General features: G+C 71.3%; 25 protein-coding genes. 5 read left to right on the forward strand and 20 right to left on the reverse strand.

Features of this window, described 5'->3' with window-relative positions; all coding sequences use genetic code 11:
• Positions 1 to 20: 20 nt before the first annotated feature.
• The 14 genes from AC07FA_RS29325 to AC07FA_RS29390 form a co-directional block, all read right to left on the reverse strand.
• Complete coding sequence (locus tag AC07FA_RS29325) at positions 21 to 194, reverse strand: hypothetical protein (RefSeq protein ID WP_479079306.1); 174 nt, start codon at positions 192 to 194, stop codon at positions 21 to 23.
• 303 nt (positions 195 to 497) lie between these two features.
• Positions 498 to 1,145: a hypothetical protein gene (locus tag AC07FA_RS29330; protein ID WP_479079307.1), complete on the reverse strand. Its 648-nt coding sequence runs from the start codon at positions 1,143 to 1,145 to the stop codon at positions 498 to 500.
• Between the two features lie 60 nt (positions 1,146 to 1,205).
• Positions 1,206 to 1,760, reverse strand: coding sequence for a GNAT family N-acetyltransferase (locus tag AC07FA_RS29335; protein ID WP_479079308.1), 555 nt, complete (start codon positions 1,758 to 1,760; stop codon positions 1,206 to 1,208).
• Positions 1,761 to 1,775: 15 nt separating this feature from the next.
• On the reverse strand, positions 1,776 to 4,019 hold the full coding sequence (locus tag AC07FA_RS29340) for an MMPL family transporter (RefSeq protein ID WP_479079309.1): 2,244 nt from the start codon (positions 4,017 to 4,019) through the stop codon (positions 1,776 to 1,778).
• A 257-nt stretch (positions 4,020 to 4,276) separates the two neighbouring features.
• Positions 4,277 to 6,388 (reverse strand): phosphocholine-specific phospholipase C, encoded by a 2,112-nt coding sequence (locus AC07FA_RS29345; protein ID WP_479079310.1) that lies wholly within the window; start codon positions 6,386 to 6,388, stop codon positions 4,277 to 4,279.
• A 218-nt stretch (positions 6,389 to 6,606) separates the two neighbouring features.
• Positions 6,607 to 8,115: an Asp-tRNA(Asn)/Glu-tRNA(Gln) amidotransferase subunit GatB gene (gene gatB, locus AC07FA_RS29350; protein ID WP_479079311.1), complete on the reverse strand. Its 1,509-nt coding sequence runs from the start codon at positions 8,113 to 8,115 to the stop codon at positions 6,607 to 6,609.
• A gap of 17 nt (positions 8,116 to 8,132) precedes the next feature.
• Complete coding sequence (locus tag AC07FA_RS29355) at positions 8,133 to 8,366, reverse strand: hypothetical protein (protein WP_069926802.1); 234 nt, start codon at positions 8,364 to 8,366, stop codon at positions 8,133 to 8,135.
• Positions 8,367 to 8,371: 5 nt separating this feature from the next.
• Positions 8,372 to 9,874 (reverse strand): Asp-tRNA(Asn)/Glu-tRNA(Gln) amidotransferase subunit GatA, encoded by a 1,503-nt coding sequence (gene gatA, locus AC07FA_RS29360; RefSeq protein WP_479079312.1) that lies wholly within the window; start codon positions 9,872 to 9,874, stop codon positions 8,372 to 8,374.
• A gap of 5 nt (positions 9,875 to 9,879) precedes the next feature.
• The gene (gene gatC, locus AC07FA_RS29365) at positions 9,880 to 10,176 is read right to left on the reverse strand and encodes an Asp-tRNA(Asn)/Glu-tRNA(Gln) amidotransferase subunit GatC (RefSeq protein WP_003966094.1); all 297 of its coding nucleotides are present in this window, start codon (positions 10,174 to 10,176) and stop codon (positions 9,880 to 9,882) included.
• Positions 10,177 to 10,323: 147 nt separating this feature from the next.
• The gene (locus AC07FA_RS29370; protein WP_479079313.1) at positions 10,324 to 12,495 is read right to left on the reverse strand and encodes a putative bifunctional diguanylate cyclase/phosphodiesterase; all 2,172 of its coding nucleotides are present in this window, start codon (positions 12,493 to 12,495) and stop codon (positions 10,324 to 10,326) included.
• A 338-nt stretch (positions 12,496 to 12,833) separates the two neighbouring features.
• Entirely contained in the window at positions 12,834 to 15,026 is a 2,193-nt protein-coding gene (ligA, locus tag AC07FA_RS29375; RefSeq protein ID WP_479079314.1) for an NAD-dependent DNA ligase LigA, read from the reverse strand.
• Positions 15,027 to 15,056: 30 nt separating this feature from the next.
• Entirely contained in the window at positions 15,057 to 16,082 is a 1,026-nt protein-coding gene (locus AC07FA_RS29380; protein ID WP_479079315.1) for a methionine synthase, read from the reverse strand.
• 65 nt (positions 16,083 to 16,147) lie between these two features.
• A complete protein-coding gene (locus tag AC07FA_RS29385; RefSeq protein ID WP_479079316.1) occupies positions 16,148 to 16,837 on the reverse strand; it encodes an SDR family oxidoreductase in 690 nt (229 codons plus the stop codon).
• Between the two features lie 15 nt (positions 16,838 to 16,852).
• Entirely contained in the window at positions 16,853 to 17,392 is a 540-nt protein-coding gene (locus tag AC07FA_RS29390; RefSeq protein WP_479079317.1) for an LOG family protein, read from the reverse strand.
• Positions 17,393 to 17,468: 76 nt separating this feature from the next.
• On the opposite strand from AC07FA_RS29390, the gene AC07FA_RS29395 reads away from it, so the two are divergent.
• Both AC07FA_RS29395 and AC07FA_RS29400 read left to right on the forward strand, forming a co-directional pair.
• Positions 17,469 to 17,804 (forward strand): DUF427 domain-containing protein, encoded by a 336-nt coding sequence (locus tag AC07FA_RS29395; protein WP_479079318.1) that lies wholly within the window; start codon positions 17,469 to 17,471, stop codon positions 17,802 to 17,804.
• Positions 17,805 to 17,899: 95 nt separating this feature from the next.
• Positions 17,900 to 18,700, forward strand: coding sequence for an alpha/beta fold hydrolase (locus AC07FA_RS29400; RefSeq protein WP_479079319.1), 801 nt, complete (start codon positions 17,900 to 17,902; stop codon positions 18,698 to 18,700).
• Positions 18,701 to 18,712: 12 nt separating this feature from the next.
• Here the strand turns inward: AC07FA_RS29400 and mnmA are convergent, their stop codons facing one another.
• Positions 18,713 to 19,843 (reverse strand): tRNA 2-thiouridine(34) synthase MnmA, encoded by a 1,131-nt coding sequence (mnmA, locus tag AC07FA_RS29405; protein WP_479079320.1) that lies wholly within the window; start codon positions 19,841 to 19,843, stop codon positions 18,713 to 18,715.
• 61 nt (positions 19,844 to 19,904) lie between these two features.
• Between mnmA and AC07FA_RS29410 the strand changes: the two genes are divergently transcribed.
• Positions 19,905 to 20,597 (forward strand): N-acetylmuramoyl-L-alanine amidase, encoded by a 693-nt coding sequence (locus AC07FA_RS29410; protein ID WP_479079321.1) that lies wholly within the window; start codon positions 19,905 to 19,907, stop codon positions 20,595 to 20,597.
• On the opposite strand, the gene AC07FA_RS29415 is transcribed toward AC07FA_RS29410, so the two are convergent.
• The 3 genes from AC07FA_RS29415 to AC07FA_RS29425 form a co-directional block, all read right to left on the reverse strand.
• Positions 20,590 to 21,759: a cysteine desulfurase family protein gene (locus AC07FA_RS29415; protein WP_479079322.1), complete on the reverse strand. Its 1,170-nt coding sequence runs from the start codon at positions 21,757 to 21,759 to the stop codon at positions 20,590 to 20,592. The two genes, AC07FA_RS29410 and AC07FA_RS29415, sit on opposite strands and share 8 nt — an antisense overlap.
• 144 nt (positions 21,760 to 21,903) lie before the next feature.
• Positions 21,904 to 22,242, reverse strand: coding sequence for a DUF4190 domain-containing protein (locus AC07FA_RS29420; protein WP_479079323.1), 339 nt, complete (start codon positions 22,240 to 22,242; stop codon positions 21,904 to 21,906).
• Positions 22,243 to 22,268: 26 nt separating this feature from the next.
• Positions 22,269 to 22,424, reverse strand: coding sequence for a hypothetical protein (locus tag AC07FA_RS29425; RefSeq protein WP_479079324.1), 156 nt, complete (start codon positions 22,422 to 22,424; stop codon positions 22,269 to 22,271).
• 106 nt (positions 22,425 to 22,530) lie between these two features.
• Here AC07FA_RS29425 and AC07FA_RS29430 point away from each other — a divergent pair, with 106 nt between their 5' ends.
• Together AC07FA_RS29430 and AC07FA_RS29435 are read left to right on the forward strand one after the other, a co-directional pair.
• On the forward strand, positions 22,531 to 23,154 hold the full coding sequence (locus AC07FA_RS29430; RefSeq protein WP_479079325.1) for a TetR family transcriptional regulator: 624 nt from the start codon (positions 22,531 to 22,533) through the stop codon (positions 23,152 to 23,154).
• Between the two features lie 67 nt (positions 23,155 to 23,221).
• Complete coding sequence (locus AC07FA_RS29435; RefSeq protein ID WP_479079326.1) at positions 23,222 to 24,052, forward strand: alpha/beta fold hydrolase; 831 nt, start codon at positions 23,222 to 23,224, stop codon at positions 24,050 to 24,052.
• Between the two features lie 3 nt (positions 24,053 to 24,055).
• Here the strand turns inward: AC07FA_RS29435 and AC07FA_RS29440 are convergent, their stop codons facing one another.
• Both AC07FA_RS29440 and AC07FA_RS29445 read right to left on the reverse strand, forming a co-directional pair.
• Positions 24,056 to 24,919, reverse strand: coding sequence for a thioesterase family protein (locus tag AC07FA_RS29440; RefSeq protein WP_479079327.1), 864 nt, complete (start codon positions 24,917 to 24,919; stop codon positions 24,056 to 24,058).
• Positions 24,920 to 24,984: 65 nt separating this feature from the next.
• Positions 24,985 to 25,644, reverse strand: a complete 660-nt coding sequence (locus tag AC07FA_RS29445) for a trimeric intracellular cation channel family protein (RefSeq protein ID WP_479079328.1) — start codon at positions 25,642 to 25,644, stop codon at positions 24,985 to 24,987.
• Between the last annotated feature and the right edge of the window lie 5 nt (positions 25,645 to 25,649).

Below are 25,649 nucleotides of genomic sequence, written 5' to 3' on the forward strand. Positions count from 1 at the left end.
CGGAAGGCGTGCCGCCATCGCTACGCGGCGTGGACGAAGTGGCTCGGGTCCGCGCTCACCCGCCCCTCGGTGTCGTTCCGTCCGGTACGCCGCGCCGCACGACGGGCGAGCGCCGCCTGCCGTACGGTGCGCTGTGCTTCGGCCTGGCGGATCAGTTCGGCGGACCGGAGCTGGTGGAGTTCGTACGCGTACATGGCTCTCTCCCTGGTGGTGACGGCCTGTGGGGGCCTGACCGGCCGGTGGCCGGGGGCCGGTTCCGGCCGTGCACCAACTGTCGTTCGCCAGGGGGTGTCGCCGCATCGGGCGAGTGCCGCATCTCTGCGGGGCGGGCGCCTTAGACGGGCGCGGCCGATGCCGTATGTCCCGGGCCCCGGCGGGGCGGATGCCCTAGGGAGACGGTGACGAGCCGTCTTCGGGGGAGTCCGGGCACGGGTCGCGTACCAGGACACCGGGCGCGGGGCCATGCTGCGGCTCCGGCCGGTGCCTCAGGGGCAGGGTCAGCCGCCGGTCGTGGAAGCCGCGCTGGGCAGCGAGACGAGCAGGTCGAAGTACATGCCGGCGGAGATCAGTACGCCGAGTACGCCGAGTACGACACCGGCCAGGGCGACGGCACGGATCCAGCCGGGCTGCGGGCGCTCGGCGGGCGCACCGAAGGCGGGGCGTACGAGGACGAAGACGCCGACGAGGAGGGCGAGCAGGGCGAACAGCCCGTTGACCAGGGCGGTGGTGTGCCAGGCGTCCCCGTAGATCTCGGAGATCTGCTGGGCCGCGCTGCCACCGCCGGAGGTCTTGATCTGGCCGATCAGGGTCTCCCGCTCGGCGGCGACCCGGCCGGTCCAGGCGCCGGTCAGCGAGACGATGCCGAGCCCGGCGGCGACGACGGCCGCCGCGCCCGCGCCGAGCCCGGCAGCGGACGCCGCCTCGGCCTCGGCGTACGCGTCGAGCTCCAGGTCCGTGTCGTCGCCGTCCGCGTCGTCGTTCACGTCGTCGCCCACGGCCGGTCCGGTGCCGGCGGCTGCGGAGGCCCCGGCGGTGTCCTTCGTGTCCTTCGTGTCCTTCACGGCGCTCTCGTCCGTCGCCGTCTTCTCCTCGCGGTCGTCATCGACGGCGGGAGCGGTGGAGGTCTTGGAGGTGGAGGTGTTCATGCGCCGCACGCTAGGGGTCCCGGATGAGAACCCTCTTAACGTTCCGTCCCCGCCCGGCCCTCAGCCGCGCTGAGCACGCCATTCCGGCGCCAGGACGGCCCAGATCTCCGAATCGTGCCGCTCCCCCCGGTAGAGGTAGCGCTCGCGCATCACGCCGTCGCACGTCATCCCGAGCCGCTTCGCGACCGCGACACTGCGTGTGTTGGCGGAGGAGGCGACCCACTCCACCCGGTGCATGCCCCGCACGTCGACCGCCCAGTCGATCAGCTTCCGCATCGCCCGGGTGACCAGGCCACGCCCCTCCGCCCCCGCTTCGAGCCAGCAGCCGACCTCGCAGTTGCCGGTCCCGGCGTCGAAGACGCGGAACAGGACACCGCCGACCAGCGTGCCGTCCAGCCAGATGCCGTAGAGCCGTCCGGTGTCGGCCGCCTGGCTGTCCGCGTACCGCTGGAGCAGGGCCCGCGCCGAATCGAGGTCGGCCGCGGCCGCGGCGAAGGGAATCCACGGGTCGACGAGCTCGCGCGCCCGGTCCATGTGACTCAGGAACTCCTGCGCCTGCCAGGGCTCCAGCGGGCGCAGCTCCGCCCCGTCGTCACCCAGGGATATCGCGAACATCGTGCTCCTCCGGTCTCAGTGAACGGGCTCGGCGGGCTCGGGCCGGACGGGCCGGGGCACCGGCCCGTCGCCCTCGCTCGTACGCGTCCCGGGAATCTTCGCATGATCCACGCCACTGTCGGGCGGTTCGATGCTGATGCGCGGCAGTCTCCGGTCCAGCCAGCCGGGCAGCCACCAGTTCGCCCCGCCCAGCATGTGCATCAGGGCGGGCACGAGCAGGGTGCGCAGGACGAACGCGTCCAGCGCGACCGCCACGGCGAGCGCGATGCCGAACATCGCGATGACACGGTCGCCGCTGAGCACGAAGGCGAGGAAGACCGAGATCATGATCACCGCGGCCGAGTTGATCACTCGGCTGGTCTCGGCGAGTCCGACGCGGACCGCCCGCCGGTTGTCGCCGGTCTCCAGCCACTCCTCGTACATCCTGCCGACCAGGAAGACCTGGTAGTCCATCGAGAGCCCGAAGAGCACCGAGACCATGATCACCGGCAGGAAGGGTTCGATCGGACCCGCGCTGCCGAGCCCCAGCAGCTCGCTCCCCCATCCCCACTGGAAGATCGCGACCACGACGCCGAAGGAGGAGGCGACGGCGGCCACGTTCATCGCGGCGGCCTTCAGCGGAATGCCGAGAGAGCGGAAGGCCAGCAGCAGTAGCAGACAGCCGAGGCCGATGACCACACCGACGAAGAGCGGAAGTTTGCCGATGATGATCTCGGCGAAGTCGTCGTAACTGGCAGTCACTCCGCCCACATGGGCCTGGAGCGAGGTGTTGTCCACCGTCTCGGGCAGCACGTCCGCCCGCAGCCGGTCGACCAGGTCGCTGGTCCGCTGCGACTGCGGCGCCGAGTCCGGAACGACGGTGACGAACGCCGTATCGCCGCTGTTGTTGTACGTCACATGGCTGACCGATGCGACGCCCTCGGTGTCGCGCAGCGTGGCGGGCAGCGCGTCCAGGGCGAGCCGGTCGTCGGCGCCGTCCAGCTGCGCGGCGATCGTCAGCGGCCCGTTGACCCCCGGCCCGAAGCCCTCGCCCAGCAGGTCGTACGCCTGCCGGGTGGTGGCCGTCGCGGGGTTGTTTCCCTGGTCGGACGTGCCCAGATGCAGCCCGAAGGCGGGCAGGGCCAGGACCAGCATCACGACGGCGGCGACCGCCCCGAGCAGCTTGGGGTGCCGTTCGACGAAGGCGGACCAGCGGGCGGCGAAGCCGGTGGGCGGCTCGGGCTGCGGCCCCCTCTCGGCCAGCTGCCTGCGCTCGCGCCTGCTCAGCGCACGCATCCCGATGAAGGAGAGCAGCGCGGGCAGCAGGGTCACGGAGGCGGCGACCGTCAGTACGACGGTGAGCGAGGCGGCGATCGCGACACCGTTGAGGAATCCGAGCCGCAGGATGAGCATGCCGAGGAGCGCGATACAGACGGTGGCCCCGGCGAAGACCACGGCGCGCCCGGTCGTCGCGACGGCGTTCTGTGCCGCATCGGTGACCGACAGGCCGCGCCGTAGTCCTCTGCGGTGCCGGGTGACGATGAACAGCGCGTAGTCGATGCCGACGCCGAGCCCGATCAGCATGCCGAGCATCGGCGCGAAGTCGGCCACCGTCATGACGTGGCCGAGCAGGACGATGCCCGCGTAGGCGGTGCCCACGGAGACGAGTGCGGTGGCGATGGGCAGCATGCTCGCGGCGAGCGAGCCGAAGGCGAGGAAGAGGACGACCGCGGCGACGACCACCCCGATGGCCTCGCTGAGGTGGACCGAGGGTGCTTCGGTGAGGGCGACGGCGCTGCCGCCGAGCTCGACCCGGAGTCCGTCGCTCTCCGCCGCCTTCGCGGTGTCGACGAGGGTCTGCGCCTGCTCCGGCGGGATGTCGTCGGCCTGCTGGTCGAAGGTGACCGTGGCGTACGCCGTGTGGCCGTCCGCGCTGATCTGTCCGGCGCCCGCCGAGCCGTAGGGGCCGGTGACGGCGCCGATCCCGGGCAGCTCCTCGATCGCATGGAGCGTCCTGGTCATCGTCTGCTGGACGTCGGTGGCCCGGACGGTGGAGCCGCTGGTGTGCCAGACGACGGTGTCGGTGTCACCGCCGAGGTCCGTGAAGCCCTGTTGCAGGAGTGCGGTGGCACGACCGGACTCGGTGCCGGGCACCTCGTAGTCGTTGGAGTAGGCCGAGCCCGCGAAACCCGCTGCGGTGGCCGCGCCGCCGAGGGCGAACAGCCAGATGAGGACGGCGACGAGCCGGTGTCTGAGACACCAGCGGGCGATGGCAGCCAACGGACGAGCTCCCTGAGGGTTCGCGGATCCTTGTCGGGAGATGACCGGAACTTCCCGTTAAAGACCTCATGACCTGAGAACTGTCACTCTGACAGCCAAACCTGATCCTTTGCCCGATTCGTGTCCATGCTCACAGGGCTTGATATTTCCCCTACAAGCCCCCTCCCTGGTGACGGCGGTGGGCGGGCGCCCAGTCCCGGCACCCGCCCACCCGGCCGCACGGCCTCAGCCACTCAGCCACTCAGCCACTCAGCCACTCAGCCCGAAACGCTCGCCCTGCCGTTCTCGATGTGGCCCATCAGCCGCCGCCGGAACGCCGCGTCCCCGTCGACCGTGACCGCGAGGTCGTACCAGCCACGCGCGTCGGCCGCCGAGTGCACGACCGTACGGCTGCGTCCGGGCTTGACCGTGATGCGCCGGGTCCAGCCGCGCAGGTCCTCCTCGTCGACGTACCCGAGAGGCCGCACGGTGAAGGTCAGCGTCTGCCGTCCCGTGTTACGCAGGGTGAGGTAGAGATCACGCTCCCGGGCGTCGAGCCGCGAGCCGACCTCCGCGTCTCCCCCGGTCACGCCCGCGAACTCGCGACGGAAGCCGTTCGGCCCGGTGACCGTGAACCGGTAGGCGTCCCCGGTGAGGGGCACCGTCCATTGCGCCGTGCCCCTCACATCCCGGTGCTGCGGGACGGGGAACTCACCGGCGTACGGATAGAGCGTGAAGTGCGCCGACGAGCGCCCCGTGTTGCTGAGCCCCACCTGCACCGCGCCGTCCGTGACCCACGCCTGAGCGTCCGGCTGGTAGGGCAGCGGCCTGGCAGGGCGCGTGCCCTCCTCCTGTACGGGCATCCGCTGGACGGCCGGCGGCTTCGGCTGCCAGCGTCCGCTGAACACCGGAATCGCCGCCGGCCTGTCCACCTCCGGCTGCCTCCCGCGCCGCGAGAAGTCGAAGGCGGAGGTGAGATCGCCGGTGACCGTACGCCGCCAGTCACCGATGTTCGGCTCCTTCACGCCGGTCCACCGCTCCAGGAAACGGATCACGGAGGTGTGGTCGAAGACCTCGGAGCAGACGTAGCCGCCGATGGTCCACGGCGAGACGACCAGCAGCGGCACCCGCACACCGAGACCGGTGGGCTTGCCCTCCCAGCGCTCCTCGGCCACCTCGGGCGGCGCGACCGGGGGCGGGACGTGGTCGAAGAAACCGTCGTTCTCGTCGTAGTTGATGAAGACCGCGGTGTGCCGCCAGACCTCGGGGTGGCGGCCCAGCGCGTCGAGCACCTTGTAGAGGATCGTGGCGCTGTGGACCGGGGAGGAGACGCTCGGGTGCTCGGAGTCCACGGCCGACGGCACCAGATAGGAGACCTCGGGCAGCGTGCCCGCCGCCACGTCCTGCGCGAACCGGTCGGCCAGCGTGCCCGTCTCCACCCGCCGCAGCCCCCGCTCGAAGAGGCTCCGCTCCGCCGCGGAGAGGGTCGCGACGCCCTCCTCCAGCAGCCCGAGCAGCCGCTCCCGCTCGGCGTCGTCGTCCGCGTCACGGACGTCCGCGTAGAAGGCCTCCATGAAGGTGTGGCCGCCGGTCCTGGCGAGGGCCTTGCGGGCGATGGCCTTGAACGTGGCGAAGAACTCGATCTGGTTGTCGGTGAAGTTCTCCCACTCGGTGTACGTCTGCCAGCTCCGGCCCGCGGCCTCCAGCCGCTCCGGGTAGGTGCTCCAGTCGTAACCGGGGTGCGTGCCCTCGTTGTACGCGTCGTTGCCGACGGCCCGCTTGCCGTTGGCCTCGAAGCCCGTCTTCCCGCTCCACAGGTGGTTGCGGTTGGGGCTGGTGGAGGTGTGGATCGACGAGTGGTAGGCGTCGCACACCGTGAAGGTGTCGGCCAGTTCGTAGTGCAGCGGGATGTCACGGCGGTCGTAGTACGCCATCGTGGCGGCCGTCTTCGTGGTGACCCAGCCGTTCATCCACCCCCCGGCCCAGGCCCGCCCGCCGCCGCTCCAGGAGTGGTCGAGCGCGCCGATGTACTGGAGATCCTTCTTCTGCGTCTCGGCGGCCCCGCGCACCGGGAACGGCAGCACGGACGTGCCCAGCGGGCCCGGCTGCTCGAAGACGGGCTTGCCCGAGGGGAGTTCGACGGCGTTGCGGTCGCCGAAGCCGCGTACACCGCGCAGCATCCCGAAGTAGTGGTCGAAGGACCGGTTCTCCTGCATCAGGATCACCACGTGCCTGATGTCGTCGAGCCCGCCGCCGGACCCCGCCGGGTGGGCGGGCTGCGCGGCGATGGCGGCCTGGAGCGATGGCGGCAGGAACGATCCGGCTGCCGCTGCGCCGAGCGCGCCGCCCCCGAGGGCGAAGAGCCGTCGCCGTGAAATGTCCGTGGTCAAGTGAGCCTCCCGAATCGGTCGTACGGCGGGAAACTAGCCAAGCGAGGTGGCGGCCGGAAGGCCGCCGTACGGCACAGCGGTGAACGTCCAACAGGCCACCCCCGAAAGTCCAAACGGCACCACCCGGGCACGGCTGCCGGAGGCGGCACACGCGAAAGGGGCGGCGCGCCCGGAATCCGGGTGCACCGCCCCTTTCGCGTACCTCGGTACGCCGAAGGTCAGCCGTCGACGCCGAGCTTCTCCAGGATCAGCTCGCGCACACGCGCCGCGTCCGCCTGGCCGCGCGTGGCCTTCATGACCGCGCCGACGAGTGCGCCCGCCGCCGCGACCTTGCCGCCGCGGATCTTGTCCGCGATGGCCGCGTTGGCGGCGATGGCCTCGTCCACGGCCGTACCCAGCGCGCCCTCGTCCGAGACGACCTTCAGGCCGCGCTTCTCGACGACGGCGTCCGGGTCGCCCTCGCCCGCCAGGACACCCTCGAGAACCTGGCGTGCCAGCTTGTCGTTGAGGTCGCCCTTGGAGACGAGCTCGGCGACCCTGGCGACCTGCGCGGGTGTGACACCCAGCTCGTCGAGGGCACGGCCGGTCTCGTTGGCGTTACGGGCGAGCTCGCCCATCCACCACTTGCGGGCCTGGTCCGCCGGAGCGCCCGCCTCCGTCGTGGCCACGATCAGGTCGACCGCGCCCGCGTTGAGGATGGACTGCATGTCGTGCTCGGAGACACCCCACTCCTCCTTGAGCCGCGCGCGGCGCAGCCGCGGCAGCTCGGGAAGACCGCGCCGCAGCTCCTCGACCCACTCACGGGCCGGGGCGACGGGCACGAGGTCCGGCTCCGGGAAGTAGCGGTAGTCCTCGGCGTTGTCCTTGATGCGGCCGGCCGTGGTGGAGCCGTCCTCCTCGTGGAAGTGCCGGGTCTCCTGCACGATCGTCCCGCCGGAGTTCAGCACCGCGGCGTGGCGCTGGATCTCGAAGCGGGCGGCACGCTCGACGGAACGCAGGGAGTTCACGTTCTTCGTCTCGGAGCGCGTACCGAACTCCTCCCGGCCGTGGGGCCGCAGCGACAGGTTCACGTCGCAGCGCATCTGCCCCATTTCCATCCGGGCCTCCGAGACACCGAGCGCCTTGATGAGCTCGCGGAGCTCGGCGACGTACGCCTTGGCGACCTCGGGAGCGCGCGCACCGGCACCCTCGATCGGCTTGGTGACGATCTCGATGAGCGGGATGCCCGCGCGGTTGTAGTCGAGCAGGGAGTGGGACGCGCCGTGGATACGGCCGGTGGCACCGCCGACGTGCGTCGACTTGCCGGTGTCCTCCTCCATGTGGGCGCGCTCGATCTGCACGCGGAAGATCTCGCCGTCCTCCAGCTGGACGTCCAGATAGCCGTTGAAGGCGATCGGCTCGTCGTACTGGGAGGTCTGGAAGTTCTTCGGCATGTCCGGATAGAAGTAATTCTTCCGGGCGAAGCGGCACCACTCGGCGATCTCGCAGTTCAGCGCGAGACCGATCTTGATCGCGGACTCGACGCCGATCTCGTTGACGACCGGCAGCGCGCCGGGCAGCCCGAGACAGACCGGGCAGGTCTGCGAGTTGGCGTCCTGCTTGAGCTCCGTGGAGCAGCCGCAGAACATCTTCGTCTTGGTGCCGAGTTCGACATGGACCTCGAGGCCCATGACGGGGTCGTACGTCGCGAGGGCGTCCTCGTACGACTCCAGGTCGATGACAGTCACGGTGAAAACTTTCCCTCTCAGCCCAGCAGGACGTCGTCGTCGCCGAGCTTCTTCAGCTCGCGGTAGAGCAGAGCGAGGCCCGTGACGATGGCGGCGGCGGAGACAGCGGCGTCGACGAGACGGAGCGTGTCATTGTCCTTGCGGGCCATACGGGCCTGCTTGACGACGCTGATCGCGCCGAAGGCGGTTGAGCCGATGGACAGGTACGTACCGGCCTTTGAATTCTTGAATCCCTTGGCCTTGATGGGCATGGGGCTCACAGCGACGGTGCCTCCTCAAGCAGCGGGTGCCCCCACTGTTCCACGAAGGCGGCCTCGACGGCGGCTCCGACCGTGTACAGGCGGTCGTCCTTCATGGCGGGGGCGATGATCTGGAGCCCGACCGGCAGGCCGTCCTCCGGAGCCAGGCCGCAGGGCAGCGACATGGCGGAGTTGCCAGCGAGGTTGGTCGGAATGGTGCACAGGTCCGCGAGGTACATCGCCATCGGGTCGTCGGCGCGCTCGCCGATCGGGAAGGCGGTGGTGGGCGTCGTCGGCGAGACGATGACGTCCACCTGCTCGAACGCCTTCTCGAAGTCCTGGGTGATGAGGGTACGGACCTTCTGGGCCGAGCCGTAGTACGCGTCGTAGTAGCCGGAGCTCAGCGCGTACGTACCGAGGATGATGCGGCGCTTGACCTCGTCACCGAAGCCGGCCTCGCGGGTGAGCGCGGTGACGTCCTCGGCTGAGCGCGTGCCGTCGTCGCCGACCCGCAGGCCGTAGCGCATGGCGTCGAAGCGGGCCAGGTTCGAGGAGCACTCGGACGGCGCGATCAGGTAGTACGCCGACAGGGCCAGGTCGAAGGACGGGCAGTCCAGCTCGACGATCGTGGCGCCGAGCGACTTCAGCAGCTCGACCGACTCGTTGAAGCGCTGGACGACACCGGCCTGGTAGCCCTCGCCCGCGAACTGCTTGACGACTCCGACGCGCATGCCCTGTACGGAGCCGTTGCGCGCGGCCTCGACGACCGGCGGGACCGGGGCGTCGATGGACGTCGAGTCCATCGGGTCGTGCCCGGCGATGACCTCGTGCAGCAGGGCCGCGTCCAGGACCGTACGGGCGCAGGGGCCGCCCTGGTCGAGGGAGCTGGAGAACGCCACCATGCCGTACCGGGAGACGCCGCCGTAGGTGGGCTTGACGCCGACGGTGCCGGTGACGGACGCGGGCTGGCGGATGGAACCGCCGGTGTCCGTGCCGATGGCGAGCGGGGCCTCGTACGAGGCGAGCGCGGCCGAGGAGCCGCCGCCCGAGCCGCCCGGAATCCGGGTGAGGTCCCACGGGTTGCCGGTCGGGCCGTAGGCGCTGTTCTCGGTGGAGGACCCCATGGCGAACTCGTCCATGTTGGTCTTGCCGAGGATGACGACGTCGGCGGCCCTGAGCTTCTGCGTGAGCGTCGCGTCGTACGGCGGGATCCAGCCCTCAAGGATCTTCGAGCCGACCGTGGTCGGCATGTCCTTGGTGGTGAAGATGTCCTTCAGCGCGAGCGGGACGCCGGCCAGCGGGCCGAGCTTCTCGCCCGCCGCCTTCTTCGCGTCGACGGCGCGGGCCTGCGCGAGCGCGCCCTCGCGGTCGACGTACAGGAAGGCGTGGACCTTCTCGTCGATCGCGTCGATCCGGGCCAGGTGGGCCTCGGTGACCTCGACGGCCGTGAGCTCACCGGAAGCGATCTTCTCGGCGATCTCGGCGGCGGTCAGCTTGATGATGGTGCTGATGTCCGTCATGACTTTTAGTCCTCCCCCAGGATCTGCGGCACCTTGAAACGCTGCTGCTCCTGGGCCGGGGCGCCGGAGAGCGCCTGCGCGGGGGTGAGCGACGGACGGACCTCGTCCGCGCGCATGACGTTGGTCAGCGGCAGCGGGTGGGAGGTCGGCGGTACGTCTTGGTCGGCGACCTCGGAGACGCGGGCGACCGCGCCGATGATGTCGTCGAGCTGACCGGCGAAGTGATCGAGCTCTTCGCCCTTCAGCTCCAGACGCGCCAGCCGGGCGAGGTGGGCGACCTCCTCGCGCGTGATGCCAGGCATGCAGCGATCCTCAGGGTTTGGTGTGTGGTTTTGGCCCAATCCTATGGGGTCGCCCGGGCCACGGATTCAAGCCCGTCCGGCAATCGAGGACAAAGCGGCCATCGGCCACTCCCGGCCCACCCCCACGGACTCCTCCCCGGCTGCAGCTCAGGCCGTCGCCGGTCCCGACACCGTGCGGCCCGTCGGCCGGTGCTCCAGCTCGGGAACCCCGGCCGTGCCGCCCGCCGCGGATGCCGCCGCCGCGGCCCTGGCCGCGGCCTCCAGCTCCGCCGGACGCCGCCAGCCGTGCTCGCCGCGCGCCCGCAGCCAGGCCGTCGTCTCCTGGGGCGGCATCGCGGCCGCCACCAGCCAGCCCTGCACCGCGTCGCAGTGCAGATCCCGCAGCCGCTCCCAGGTCTCGTCGTCCTCGACGCCCTCCGCCACGACCAGCAGGCCGAGCGAATGGGCCAGGTCGATGGTGCAGCGGACGATCTCCGCGTCCTCGTTGTCGATGGCCAGCCGGGCGACGAACGAACGGTCGATCTTGAGTTCGCTGACGGGCAGCTTCCGCAGATGGACCAGCGAGGAGTAGCCGGTGCCGAAGTCGTCCAGGGACATCTTCACACCGTGTCCGGTCAGCCCGGCGAGGGTGTCGGCGGCGCGCTGCGGGTCCTCCAGCAGGACGTGCTCCGTTATCTCCAGCTGAAGGGCGCCGGCCGGGACGCCGTGCCGGGCGAGCCGGGCGGCGACGCTGCCCGCGAAGCCGGGGGTGTGGACGTCGCGCGGGGAAACGTTGACCGCGACCGGGACGTACAGCCCCTGGGCCCGCCAGCGGGCGACCTGGGCCAGCGCCGTCTCCAGGACGTACTCGGTGAGGTGCGGCATCAGGCCGGAGGATTCGGCGATCGCGATGAACTCGTCCGGGGAGACCCGGCCGCGCTCCGGGTGCACCCAGCGGACCAGCGCCTCCAGACCGGCCACCTGGCCGTCGAAGCGCACCTTCGGCTGGTAGTGCAGTTCCACCTCGCCCGCGTCGAGGGCGCGCCGCAGGTCGCCGAGCAGGCCGAGCCGGTCCGGGGTGTTGCTGTCCCGCTTCGACTCGTACACCTCGACGCCCGTACGGTCCCGTTTGGCCTGGTACATCGCCACGTCCGCGCGTCTGAGCAGCCCTTCGGCGTCCAGTGCGTGGTCGGGGTAGACGGCGACCCCGGCGCTCGCCTCCAGCACCAGCGTGAGGCCGTCGAGATCGAGCGGCGACGACAGCTCCGCGACCAGATGGCGCGCGACCCGCTGGGCGCTCGTGGTGGAGTCCGCGGCCGGCAGCAGTACGGCGAACTCGTCGCCGCCCAGCCGCGCCGCCTCCGCACCACGGGGCAGGGCGAGGCGCAGCCGGTCCGCTATCTGCAGGAGCAGCCGGTCCCCGGCCAGATGGCCGAGGGTGTCGTTGACGGCACGGAACCGGTCGAGGTCGATCAGGACGAGTGCGGACCGGGAGCCGGCGTTCTCGGCCTCCTCCAGCGCCGTCCAGGTCCTTTCGAGGAGCCATTGCCGGTTGGGCAGACCGGTCAGCGGGTCCCTCAGCTGCTCCTCGGCCCGTGCGCGGGCGATCCAGAGCGTGGAGTCCAGGGCGATCAGCGGAACGGCGAAGAGCGGCAGCAGGACGGGCATGGCCACCGCGACGACACAGATCAGCGGGGCGATCCCGAGCAGGGCGACCGCCACGAGCCCCTGGCGGAGCAGCGCCGTGCGGGCGATCGTCGGCAGTCCGCTGCCCTGCGGGGCCCGGGCATACCACAGGAGGACCCGGGTCACGAGGAGATAGGTGGAGGCGGCGAGCAGCACTTCCGGCAGGGCGTCGATACCCCAGTCGAGTGGCCGCCAGGGCTTTTCGACGGTCGGCACCTCGCCGAAGGCGGCGAGGACGAGCGCGGCGGCGCCGATGCCCAGTATGTCGACGGCGCCGTGGAGCATCCCCTGCCACCAGCGGTGGCGGCGGGCCGTGCCGACGAGCACGACGACGACCAGGCTGACGAGGCCCGCGGGCACCCAGCCGTAGACGAGCAGCACGGCCAGGGTGAGGGCGGCGCCGGAACCGGTGCCGCCCCACCAGCGGTCGCGTCCCAGCGCGACCAGATGGCCGACGATGACTCCGGTGAGCAGCGCGAGCGACCAGCCCGCCCTGCCGTCAGGGAAGAGCGCGTGACCGTCCTGCACCGTCCGGTAGAAGCCGGTCGCGAGCTGAACGGTCGCGATCGCCACGACGACGGCCCCCACCCGGGGCGTGAGGCCGACGAAACCTTGCAGCCGCGACACCGGTGCGGCGCTCTCGGTCGGTTTCATTCCGTCCCTCTCACAGCCGGCAGTGCGGATGTCACACCATGGCCGCCGCTGTCATGCCGCCACGACCCATTTCCCACCACGCAGCCGTGCACGGCAGGTGCGCCTTCAACAGTAGGCCGCTGAAGGCCTCCACGGGCAGCGCTCTACAGCTCTTGCCCGAATGCGAACCGGCGGCCCGTCAGCCTCTGATATGCGCCGAACGGGTGACATCGGCCGTCGGGCCGGAACCACTCGCGCCCTCTTGACCGCTTTCTTCCCCTCTCCCTCCGGGGCCACTCCCTGACGGCGTGTCGATGCCATATCGATCGGGCCCGGCTCCGGGCGGACAGGCTGTCCGGCTACCCCTCGGCGGGAACCGCCGCCTCACGCGCCGCGTCGGGCCCCTGTTCGAGCAGAACCGCGAAGCCGTCCTCGTCGAGCACGGGGACCTTCAGCTGCATCGCCTTGTCGTACTTCGAGCCCGGGTTGTCGCCCACCACCACGAAGGAGGTCTTCTTCGAAACGGACCCGGTCACCTTCGCTCCCCTGGTCTGGAGCGCCTCTTTCGCGCCGTCCCTGGTGTGGGTGGCCAGCGTGCCGGTGACGACGACGGTGAGCCCTTCCAGCGGGCGGGGGCCCGCGTCCTCACCCGCTCCCTCGTCCTCCATCCGGACCCCGGACTCCCGCCACTTGCGCAGGATCTCCCGGTGCCAGTCCTGCGCGAACCACTCCTTGACCGAGGCGGCGATGATGGGACCGACCCCGTCGGCCGCGGCCAGCTCCTCCTCGGAGGCCTCGTCGATCCGGTCGATGGAGCGGAACTGACGGGCGAGCTCCTGGGCGGCGACCGGCCCCACGTGCCGGATCGAGAGCCCCGTGAGAATCCGGGCCAGCGGAGCGGCCTTGGCTGCGGCGATCCCCTCCAGCATCGCCACGGCGTTCTTCTTCGGCTCGCCCTGCTGGTTGGCGAAGACCGTCGCGATCTTCTCCTCGCCCGTCTTCGGGTCACGCTTGGGCAGTCCGCTGTCCTGGTCCAGGACGTAGGCCCGGATCGGGAGCAGCTGGTCGATCGTCAGGCCGAAGAGGTCCCCCTCGTCCAGCAGGGGCGGTTCGGCCGGCTCCAGCGGCTTGGTCAGCGCGGCCGCGGCCACATAGCCGAAGTGGTCGATGTCCAGGCACTTGCGGCCCGCGAGATAGGCGACGCGCTCGCGCAACTGGGCCGGGCAGGAACGGGCGTTGGGGCAGCGGAGGTCGATGTCGGCCTCCTTCATGGGGCGCAGCGCCGTCCCGCACTCGGGGCATTCGGACGGCATCACGAACGGCCGCTCGCTGCCGTCCCGCAGATCGACGACCGGCCCCAGGATCTCCGGGATGACGTCGCCGGCCTTGCGCAGCACCACCGTGTCACCGATGAGGACACCCTTCGCCCGCACCACGTTCTGGTTGTGCAGGGTGGCGAACTCGACCTCGGAGCCCGCCACTTCGACCGGCTCGACCTGGGCGTACGGGGTGACTCTGCCGGTACGTCCGACGCCGACCCGGATGTTCACCAGCTTGGTGTTGACCTCCTCCGGCGCGTACTTCCAGGCGATCGCCCAGCGCGGGGCGCGCGAGGTGGAGCCCAGCCGGCCCTGGAGCGGGATCTCGTCGAGCTTGATGACGACGCCGTCGATCTCGTGCTCCACGGAGTGCCGGTGCTCGCCGAAGTAGGCGATGAACTCGCGCACGCCCTCGATGGAGTCCACGACCTTGTTGTGCTTCGCGGTGGGCAAACCCCACTCCCGCAGCAGCTCGTAGGCCTGCGAGAGACGGTCGATGTCGAAGCCCTCGCGGGCTCCGATGCCGTGCACCACCATGTGCAGCGGGCGGGTGGCGGTGACCTTGGGTTCCTTCTGGCGCAGGGAGCCGGCCGCCGCGTTGCGCGGATTGGCGAAGGGCTTGTCCCCGGCCTCCACCAGGCGGGCGTTGAGCCCTTCGAAGGCCTCCATCGGGAAGAACACCTCGCCGCGGATTTCGACGAGATCGGGAATCCGCTCGCCCTTCAGCCGGTGCGGGATCTCGGCGATCGTACGGACGTTGGGCGTGATGTCCTCGCCCGTGCGGCCGTCGCCGCGGGTGGCCGCGCGGGTCAGCCTGCCGTGCTCGTAGGTGAGGTTGACGGCGAGGCCGTCCACCTTGAGCTCGCACAGGAAGTGGTACCCACCGGTGCCGACGTCCTTGGCGACGCGCTCGGCCCAGGCCGCCAGCTCCAGGTCGTCGAAGGCGTTGTCCAGGGAGAGCATCCGTTCGCGGTGCTCCACGGACGTGAACTCCGTGCGGTACGGCCCGGCGACCTTCTGGGTCGGGGAGTCCGGCGTACGCAGCTGCGGATACTGCTCCTCGATCGCTTCCAGCTCGCGCATCAGCCGGTCGAACTCGGCGTCGCTGACGACCGGCTGGTCCTTCACGTAATACCGGAAGCGGTGCTCCTCGACCTGCTCGGCAAGGAGTGCGTGCCGCTCCTGTGCCTGCGCCGGCACCGCGATCTGCTGCGCCTGCTGTTCGCCGGCCATCGTCCTGTCCTCCCGTTGACCCGTGCCCCGTTACTCAGGGTTGTCTGCGAGCGATCTCGCGGCCCGGGCGCAGTGGGCGAGCGCGGCACGCGCGTACGCGGGCGAAGCCCCCGCGAGCCCGCACGACGGAGTGACCACGGCGGACTCGGCGAGAGTCCCCGGATTCAGCCCCAGCCTGCTCCACAGCGTCCTGACACCCATGACGCTACCGCCAGGGTCTGACAATCCGTCCGAGGCCGCGTCGGTGCCGGGCACCACTCCGAGGAAGAGCTGGGTCCCGCCCTCGACGGCTTCCCCGATCGCCTCCTCCTCACGCTCGGTGAGCAGTGAGAAGTCGAACGAGACCGCGTCGGCGCCGGCCCGGCGCAGCAGGGCGAAGGGCACCTCGGGCGCGCAGGAGTGGATCACGGTGGGCCCGTCGCCGTTCACCGCCAGCACGTCCCGCAGGCCGGCCTCGACGACCTGGCGGTCCACGGCCCGGTAGGTGCGGTAGCCGCTCGCCGACCTGACCCGGCCGAGCAGCACGGCGGTCAGGGAGGGTTCGTCGAGCTGGAGCACCACCTCGGCGCCGGGCACTCGGCGGCGTACGTCCGCGAGGTGTCCGCGCAGCCCCTCCGCCAGCGAACCCGCCAGGTCGCGGCAGGCGCCCGGGTCCCCGAGCATCGCCTCGCCGCCGCGCAGTTCCAGTCCGGCGGCCAGCGTCCAGGGGCCCACGGCCTGGACCTTGATCAGCCCCTCGTAACCCTGGGTGAACTCCTCCAGCGCGTCGAGGTCCTCACCGAGCCACGAGCGGGCCCGGCGGGTGTCGCGGCCCGGCCGGTCACTGATCCGCCAGCCGCTGGGCTCGACATGTCCGAACATCTCGACGAGCATCCCGATGGTCCGCCCGGTCATGTCGGCGCCCGGCCCGCGGGCGGGCAGCTCCGCCAGATACGGCATGCCCTGGCCGTCGGCGAAGGACCCGGTGACGGTCTTCGCCGCCTCCCGGGCGTCCCCGCCCGGCATGGACCCGATTCCGGTGGCCGGACACCCGCTGAACTTGCTCTTCTCGCTCACGCCGGAAGCCTACGGCCCGTGCCCGGCGGACACGGCCCCGGCCGGTGCCCGCGCCGGCGCCCCCGTCAGCGGCCCGGGCGGACCGTCAGATCGTTGACCTCCGCGTCACGCGGCAGGTCGATGGCCATCAGCAGTGTGGTGGCCACCGACTCCGGGTCGATCCAGCGGGAGGCGTCGTACTCCTTGCCCTCCTGCTGGTGGACCTTGGCCTGCATGGGGCTGGCCGTGCGCCCCGGGTAGACGGAGGTCACCCGTACGCCGTTCTCGTGCTCCTCGTGGCGCAGGGAGTCGGCGAGGGCCTTCAGACCGTGCTTGCTCGCGGCGTACGCACCCCACTCGGCGTGCGCGGTGAGCCCGGCGCCCGAGTTCACGAAGAGCACGTGGCCGTGGGCGACGCGGAGCTGCGGCAGCAGGAGGCGGGTGATCTCGGCGGGGGCGACCAGGTTGGTGTTGAGCTGGAAGTGCCATGCCTTGGGGGTGAGGTCACCGATCCGGCCCAGCTCGACGACGCCCGCGATGTGCAGGAGCGAGTCGAGCCGGTCCGGCATGGTCTGCTGCCCGAACGCCCAGGAGAGCCGGTCGGGGTTGCCGAGGTCGCCGACGAGCGTGTGCGCCCCGGGGTGGAGGGCGGCGAGCTCCCTGGCACGGCCCGCGTCGCGGGCCAGCAGCCAGAGTTCGTCACCCCGCTCCTGGAGGCGGCGGGCGACGGCTGCCCCGATGCCCGAACCGGCACCGGTGATGAGATGAGTAGGCATGCCCCCATGCTCCCATCAGAGCATGCCGGCGGATTCCTCCAGGTAGGCGAGCGCGCCCACGCCGTCCTCCGCGAAGAAGACGAGGTCGGTGAGGGGCATCGGCAGGAAGCCCTCGTCCTCCATGCGCCGGAACTGCTCGTGCAGTCCGTCGTAGAAGCCTGCCGTGTTCAGCAGGACGACGGGCTTGGTGTGCTTGCCGTGCTTCTTGAGCTCCAGGATCTCCGTGGCCTCGTCGAGCGTCCCGGTACCGCCGACCATGATCACGACGGCGTCGGCCTTCGCCAGGAGCAGCGCCTTGCGCTCGGCCAGATCGCGCGCGATCACCATCTCGTCGGCGTTCGTGCGCGCCTTGGCGGCCAGGAAGTCCACCGATACGCCGACGAGCCGCCCGCCGGACTCCTGCACGCCGTCGGCGACGACCTTCATCAGCCCGCTCTCGGAGCCTCCCCAGACCAGGGTGTGGCCTCCCTTGCCGAGCAGTTCGGCGAATTCCCGGGCGGGCCGGGTGTAGCGGACGTCGAGATCGGCGGCGGAGAGGAAGACACAGATGTTCATGCGCCTACGGTACGAGTCGCCGCCGGCACTCCACAGGGCGGGGAAGAATCCGGCCCGTCCCACCGCTGAGACAGGCATGACTCCCACTCCAGGACACCGCATCACCGTCGAACCCGGCACCGAGCACGTGCGTGCGGTGCGTGACGGACAGGTGCTCGCCGAGAGCCGGCGCCCGCTCGTGCTGCGCGAGACGGGCTGCCCGGTCCGCTACTACCTGCCGCCCGAGGACGTCCGTACGGAACTGCTGACGCCCTCGGGCTCCCGTACCCACTGTCCGTTCAAGGGAGATGCCTCCTACTGGTCGCGGCCCGGGGCCGCCGACCTGGTGTGGGCCTATCCCGACCCGAAGCCCGAAGTCGCCGCGATCAAGGACCACTTCTGCTTCTACGACACGGAGATCGTCACCGACTGACCGTCAACAGTCCCTCTGACCAGGGGGTTTGAACTTTCTCAAAAACTTTTCGGTCGCAGCGATGAATTTCCCGGGGCGCCGCAGTCCACCCTCACATGGACAAGACTCTCTCGCGCGACGGCACCGCCATCGCGTACCGCCGCCGGGGCGACGGGCCGCCGCTGATCCTGGTGGGCGGAGCGCTGAGCACCGCCGCGACCGATGCTCCGCTGGCGTCCCTGCTGGCGCCGCACTTCACGGTCGTCACGTACGACCGCCGGGGGCGCGGCTCCAGCGGTGACGGCGGTCCGTACACGGTCGGGCGCGAGATCGAGGACCTGGCGGCGCTGATCGGCGAAGTGGGCGGCACCGCCTCGGTCTTCGGCATGCTCTCCGGCGGGGCACTGGCCCTGGAGGCCCAGGCGGCGGGTCTGCCCGTCGGTCTGCTCGCGGTGTACGAGCCGCCGTACACGCCGGGACCCGCCGGCCTGCTGTACAAGGCGCGCTGCACGTCACGGTTGCACCGCCTGCTGTCGGCGGGCGACCGGGGCGGAGCCGTGGAGCTGTACCTGTCCATGACGGGCGTCCCGGACGTGACGATCGGCCGGATGCGGTCCGCGCCGCTGTGGCGCGGGCTGGAGTCGGTGGCGCACACCCTCGCGTACGACGACGCGCTGCTCGGCGACGGCACCGTCCCAGCGGAGCGGCTCGCGTCCGTCACGGCCCGCACGCTGGTGGTCTGCGGCGGCTTCAGCCCCGCCCAGGTCCGTGCCACGACCCACGCCCTCGCGGACGCGCTCCCGCGGGGCCGCCACCGCACTCTGACGGGTCAGACACGCGATCTCGCGCCCCAGGTGATCGCCCCGGTCCTCGCGGACTTCTTCGCGAAGGACGTGCACGTGCGCCAGGCGTCGTAGGCCGGTACGCGGTCAGCCCGCCGGGGCGGTCTCCCGGCGCACCGTCGTCGCGATGGTGGCCGAGCCGACCACCCGGCTGCCGTCGTACAGCACGACCGCCTGGCCGGGGGCCACGCCCCGTACCGGCTCGGTGAAGGAGACGTGCAGCGTGCCGTCGATCAGCTCGGCACCGGCCTCGGTCTCGCCGCCGTGGGCGCGGAGCTGCGCGGTGTACGTGCCGGGGCCCACCGGGGGCGTACCGCACCAGCGGGGCCTGATGGCGGTGAGCGCGGTGACGTCGAGCGCCTCGACCGGGCCCACCGTCACGGTGTTGTCGACCGGGGAGATGTCCAGGACGTAGCGGGGCTTGCCGTCGGCTGCGGGGTGCCCGATGCGCAGGCCCTTGCGCTGGCCGATGGTGAAGCCGAACGCGCCGTCGTGCGTCCCGAGCTTGGTGCCCGCCTCGTCGAGGATGTCGCCCTCCGCCTTGCCCCCCAGGCGGTCGGCGAGGAAGCCCTGGGTGTCGCCGTCGGCGATGAAGCAGATGTCGTGGCTGTCGGGCTTCTTCGCGACGGCCAGACCGCGGCGCTCGGCCTCGGCGCGGATCTCGTCCTTGGTGGTGAGGGTGTCGCCGAGCGGGAACATCGCGTGGGCGAGCTGCTTCTCGTCCAGGACGCCCAGCACGTAGCTCTGGTCCTTGGCCATGTCCGAGGCGCGGTGCAGCTCGCGGCTGCCGTCCTCGTTCAGGACGACCGTGGCGTAGTGGCCGGTGCAGACGGCGTCGAAGCCGAGCGCGAGGGCCTTGTCGAGCAGGGCGGCGAACTTGATCTTCTCGTTGCAGCGAAGGCAGGGGTTGGGGGTGCGGCCGGCCTCGTACTCGGCGACGAAGTCCTCCACGACGTCCTCGCGGAAGCGTTCCGCCAGGTCCCAGACGTAGAAGGGGATGCCGATGACGTCCGCCGCGCGGCGGGCGTCACGGGAGTCCTCGATGGTGCAGCAGCCGCGTGCCCCGGTCCTGAAGGACTGCGGGTTCGCGGAGAGGGCGAGGTGCACACCGGTCACGTCGTGCCCCGCCTCGGCGGCGCGGGCAGCGGCGACGGCGGAGTCGACACCGCCCGACATGGCGGCGAGGACACGGAGGGGGCGCTGGGAAGTCTGAGTCATAGCCTCACCAGGGTACGGGGCTCCGGGAACCGAATGCTCGCGGATATGCGTTGTCGACGGCATGGGGACCAAAGGGACTGCCGGAGGGCGGGGCGCGAAGCCCGCTCGCGGTATCGGGCGGCGCGCTGTACTGATCGGCGGCGCGGCGACGGCCGTGGGCACGGCCGTCCTGGCTCGGGACGAGCTCAAGCGCGTCTGGTGGCGGGCGCCGGGCGTGCGGAAGCCCCGTGAGCCGGGTGAGCTGGATTTCGCGGCCGCCCAGTGGGTGGCCGCCTCCGAGGCGAACTGGCGGATGGCGGACCGCCCCGACGACTACGGGATAGACCGGGTGGTCATCCATGTCACCCAGGGGAACTTCCGCAGCGCGGTCAGGGTCTTCCAGGACCCGGAGCACGGTGCGGCGGCGCACTACGTGGTGGGCCAGGACGGCCGGGTGGCGCAGATGATCCGCGAGCTGGACGTGGCGTTCCACGCGGGGAACCGCTCGTACAACGAGCGCAGCATCGGCATCGAGCACGAGGGTTTCGTGGACCGCCCGCAGGACCTCACGCCGCAGATGTACGCGTCGTCGGCGCGCCTGACCGCCGCGATCTGCGAGCGGTACGGGATACCCGTGGACCGCGAGCACATCGTCGGGCACGTGGAGGTGCCGGGCACGGACCACACGGACCCCGGGCCGCACTGGGACTGGGACCGGTATCTGAAGCTGGTCCGGGCGGTGGAGCCGAGCCCTTCGAAGCGGGCCGTCAGCTGAGCCCGGCGGTCCTGGCGCGTTCCACCGCCGGGCCGATCGCGCGTGCCACGTCCTCGACGTCCTGCTTGGTCGAGGTGTGGCCGAGTGAGAAGCGCAGGGTGCCGCGGGCCAGGTCCGGATCGGTGCCGGTGGCCAGGAGTACGTGGCTGGGCTGGGCGATCCCGGCCGTGCAGGCGGAGCCGGTGGAGCATTCGATGCCCTGGGCGTCCAGGAGCAGGAGCAGGGAGTCGCCCTCGCAGCCCGGGAAGGTGAAGTGGGCGTTGGCCGGAAGGCGGCCGCCCGGGGCGGGGTCGCCGCCGAGGACGGCGTCCGGGACGGCCGACAGCACGGCTGCGGCCAGCTCGTCGCGGAGCGAGCCGATCCGGTGGGCGAAGTCCTCGCGCCCCTCGGCGGCGAGCCGCCCGGCGACGGCGAAGGACGCGACGGCCGGCACGTCGAGGGTGCCGGAGCGCACGTGGCGCTCCTGCCCGCCGCCGTGCAGGACCGGCACGGGGGTGTATTCGCGCCCCAGCAGCAGCGCCCCGATACCGAACGGGCCGCCGATCTTGTGGGCGCTGACGGTCATCGCCGCCAGTCCGGAGCGGGCGAAGTCGACCTCCAGCTGACCGAACGCCTGCACCGCGTCGGCATGCATGGGCACGTCGAACTCGCGGGCCACCTCGGCCAGTTCACGAACCGGCATGACGGTGCCGATCTCGTTGTTGGCCCACATCACGGTGATCATCGCGAGGTCGTCGGGGTCGCGGAGGATGGCCTCGCGCAGCGCTTCGGGGTGGACGCGCCCGTAGGCGTCGACGGGGAGGTAGTCGACGGTGGCGCCCTCGTGTTCGGCGAGCCAGTCGACGGCGTCCAGGACGGCGTGGTGTTCGACGGGGCTGGCCAGGACGCGGGTGCGGCGGGGGTCGGCGTCGCGCCGGGCCCAGTAGAGGCCCTTCACCGCGAGGTTGTCGGCCTCGGTGCCGCCGGAGGTGAGCACCACCTCGCTGGGCCGTGCGCCGAGGGCGTCGGCGAGGGCTTCTCTCGACTCCTCGACGGTACGGCGGGCCCGGCGCCCGGCGGCGTGCAGTGAGGACGCGTTGCCGGTGACGGCGAGCTGGGCGGTCATCGCCGCGATCGCTTGCGGAAGCATCGGCGTGGTCGCGGCGTGGTCGAGGTAGGCCATGGTGGGCTCGATTCTACGAGCCTGCGGCGGGGCGCATGCCGGGCGCATCACCGCGGGCCGTCCGCGCACGCCCGGTGGCGTGCGGATCACCCCGCTCCGGAACCCGGTCCGGTCACGCGGAGTGCCTCTCGGAACGTGGCTCCGTCAGCCCCCGAGGCTCCAGGAGACCGTGCCGTTGGCCGTCACGAGGACGGCCAGGACCACGAGGTCCGCGATGCCGAGGGCGAGTCCGAGCAGGGCGCGGCCGCGGCGGGCGGTGGAGCGGGCCAGGGCCATGAGGGCCATGGTGATGGCGACGGGCCCCAGCAGGATGTTCATCACGAGCAGGCCGGTCAGCCCGAGGACGAAGGAGGCGACGGCCAGCCCGTCGGCCTCCCGGCCACGGGCGGTGCGGGTGCCGCGCGGGGCGGGTGCGGCGGGCCGGTCACCGGTCCGGTTCTCGGTGCGGTTCTCGGTGCGGTGGGCGAATGCGGTGAGTGTCATGGAACGGGCTCCTTCGCGTGAGGGGGTCAGCGGGACCGTCGGGCGAGGCGTTCACGTACGGCGAAGACCGCCAGCCAGCCGCCGATCACGGCTGCGGCGGTCAGGGCCACGGACAGCGGGAGGTGGGCCACGGCTCCGAGGACGACCCCCAGGAGCAGCAGGGCGGCGACGAGTACGAACATGGTGCGGCCTCTCTGTGAGTGCTTGAGAGTACGAGTGTTCACTGACTTCCCAGCCTAAACGCCTCACCCCTTCCTTCGTTGGGAGAACGGTTGTTTACTGAATGGCATGAGTCACACCGCCGGCATCCGCCAGACCCAGAAACTGAAGACGCGCCAGGCGCTTCTGGACGCCGCGCTCCGGCTGCTGGAGCACCAGAGCCTGAGCAGCCTGGGGCTGCGTGAGGTGACCCGCGCGGTGGGCGTGGCCCCGACCGCCTTCTACCGTCACTTCGAGGACACGGCGGCGCTCGGTGTGGCCCTGGTCGAGGAGACGCTGGACAGCCTGCACGGCATGATCGGCGCGATCCTCGCCGAGACGGGCGACAGCGAGGTCCGCCTGGACCGCAGCGTGGAGCTGATAGCGCGCCATGTCGGCGAACAGCCGGCCCACTTCCGCTTCATCGCCCGCGAGCAGCACGGCGGTGTGGGCCCGGTCCGCGAGGCGATCGCCGCCCAACTCGGCCTGTTCGCGGAGGAGGTGGCCACGGCACTCGGCACGGAGCCGGAGTCGGCCGGCTGGAACTCGGAGGATCTGCTGATGCTGGGCGAGCTCTATGTGGACCACATGGTCCTCACCGCCTCCGCCCTCCTGGAGGCCGGCCCCCTCGGTGAACGGGAGGTGATCCGGGTGGCCCGCCGGCGGCTGCGCCTGGTGACCCTGGGCCGGGCGCACTGGCTGGACGGGGCGTAGGGCTTGACGGGGCGCAGGGCTTGACGGGGCGCGGGCGCCGGGCCCGAGAAGCCCTAGGGTCGGTCGCATGAGCGACTGGGTTCTGGACCGGACATTCACGAGTTCTTCGGGCGAGGTGCGCTGGGCGGTGCTCGGCCCCGAGGGGGCGCCGCCGGTCGTACTGGTGCACGGCACGCCGTTCTCCTCGTACGTGTGGCGCGGCATCGCCCGCGCGCTGGCGCGGGACCACCGGGTGCACGTCTGGGATCTGCCCGGCTACGGCTCGTCCGAGAAGCACGCGCGCCAGGACGTCTCCCTGCGCGCCCAGGCCGTCGTCCTCACCGAGCTCCTCGACCACTGGGGGCTGCGCGAACCGGACGTGGCGGCCCACGACTTCGGCGGCTGCGTCGCCCTGCGCGCCCGTCTGCTGCACGGGGCCCGCTACCGCCGCCTCGCGCTCGTCGACCCGGTGGCGCTGGCCCCGTGGGGCTCACCCACGTACCGGCTGCTCGGCAGCCGCCCCGACGTCTTCGAGCAGTTGCCGCCCGCCCTTCACCGGGCCCTGGTGAAGGAGTACGTCAGCTCCGCCAGCCACCCCGGGCTGCACCCGGACGTGCTCGACCGGCTCGTCGCGCCGTGGTGCACGGAGGCCGGGCAGCCCGCGTTCTACCGGCAGATCGCGCAGAACGACCAGCGGTTCACGGACGAGATCCAGGACAGGTACGGAGAGCTGGAGCTGCCCGTACTGATCTGCTGGGGCACCGAGGACACCTGGATTCCGGTCACCCGGGGGCACGAGCTGGCCGGGCTGATTCCGGGCGCCGAGCTGCGGCTGATCGGCGGGGCCGGTCATCTCGTCCAGGAGGACGCCCCGGCCGAGCTGACCGCGGCGCTCGCGGGATTTCTGCGGGCGGGGTAGCCCCTAGCCCCTCGGCGCCCTGGCCAGTTGGCGGGACTGGGCGACCAGGCGGTCCGCGCTGTCCCAGACGTCCGCGTCCTCCTCCAGGAAGCCGCCCGCGAGGTTCCGGGTGGTGATGGAGACGCGCAGCGGCCCGGGGGCCGGGCGGCAGCGGATGTGGGTCGTCAGTTCGATGGTCGGCGTCCAGCCCTTGAGACCCAGTTCGAACGAGGTCGGCGGCAGTGCGTCCACCGTGAGCAGCAGGGACAGCGGGTCCGCGTCACGGCCGTCCGCCAGGCCGAACCAGCCGCGCATCTCGCCCTTGCCGGACGGTGCGCCGACGGCCCAGCCGATCGTCGCCGGGTCGAGCTTGATGTCGAGGCGCTCGGTGATGGCGGAGCTGCCGGGGATCGGGGCCGGTCCGTCGGCCGGGCCGAGGCACTGCTCCAGGGGCGGGATCGCGGGCGGCTGCGCCGAGGTACGGATGTCGTCGGTGAGGCCGTCCAGGTCGCCGTAGGTGGCGAGCACCCGGATGCGTTCGATCTCGGTGCCGTCCTCCGCGTACTGGAAGAGGGACGCCTCGCCGGTGGAGAGCGTGCGGCCGGTGCGGACGACCTGCGTGCGGATCACCGCCGGGCCGGGCACGGAAGCGGTGAGGTAGTGCGCCGAGACCGAGAACGGGTCGGAGTGCGGGAGCGCCTCGCCGAGGGCCCGGCCGAGCATGGCCAGCAGATAGCCGCCGTTGACGGCGTGGATGATCGTCCACCCCGCGGAGAGTTCCGCGTCGTAGACGCCCTCTTCGCGGAGCGTGACAGCGGTGTCGCGGTCGAACTCGCTGTCCCCGATGGTTGCCTGCGCCGTCTGCGCCATCTGCGCTGCCTGTGCCATGGGATGCACCGTACACCGATTGGGTTACTGAGCGGTAGCTTTTTTTTCGCGGGACCTCGCTCGCACTAGCCCTCGTCGGCCGTGGCCGATCGGCGGTTGTACGCGCGCGGCGCCCGCCAGTGGAACCGCATCGCCAGCAGCCGCAGAGCGAAGGCGGTGACCACCGCCGTACCGCTGGTGAAGGCGTTCAGCGTGTCGAAGCGGATGCACAGCACGACCATCGCGGCCCCGACGATCGCGGGTACGGCGTACAGGTCCCGGTCCCAGCGCAGCAGCGAGGGCACCTCGTTGGCGAGCACGTCGCGCAGTACACCGCCGCCGACCGCGGTCGTGAGCCCCAGGGCCGCCGACGCGGTCAGCCCGAGGCCGTACTCGTACGCCTTCACCGTGCCGGTGACGCAGAAGAGCCCGAGGCCGGCGGCGTCGAAGACGTTGACGCCCGCCTGGATGCGCTCGACGTGGGGGTGGAGGAAGAAGACCAGCCCAGCCGCGAGCAGTGGGGTGGTGAAGTAGCCGAGATCCGTGAAGGCGGCGGGCGGGATCGCGCCGATGATCACGTCACGGAACAGCCCTCCGCCCAGCGCTGTCACCTCGGCGAGCACCGCGATGCCGAAGACATCGAAGTTCTTGCGTACGGCGAGCAGTGCGCCGGAGATCGCGAAGACGAAGATTCCGACGATGTCGAGCGCATGCTGGACGGAGGGCGTGAACAGTTCGAGGAGCACTCGGG

Source organism: Streptomyces sp. NPDC045968 (assembly GCF_056430475.1).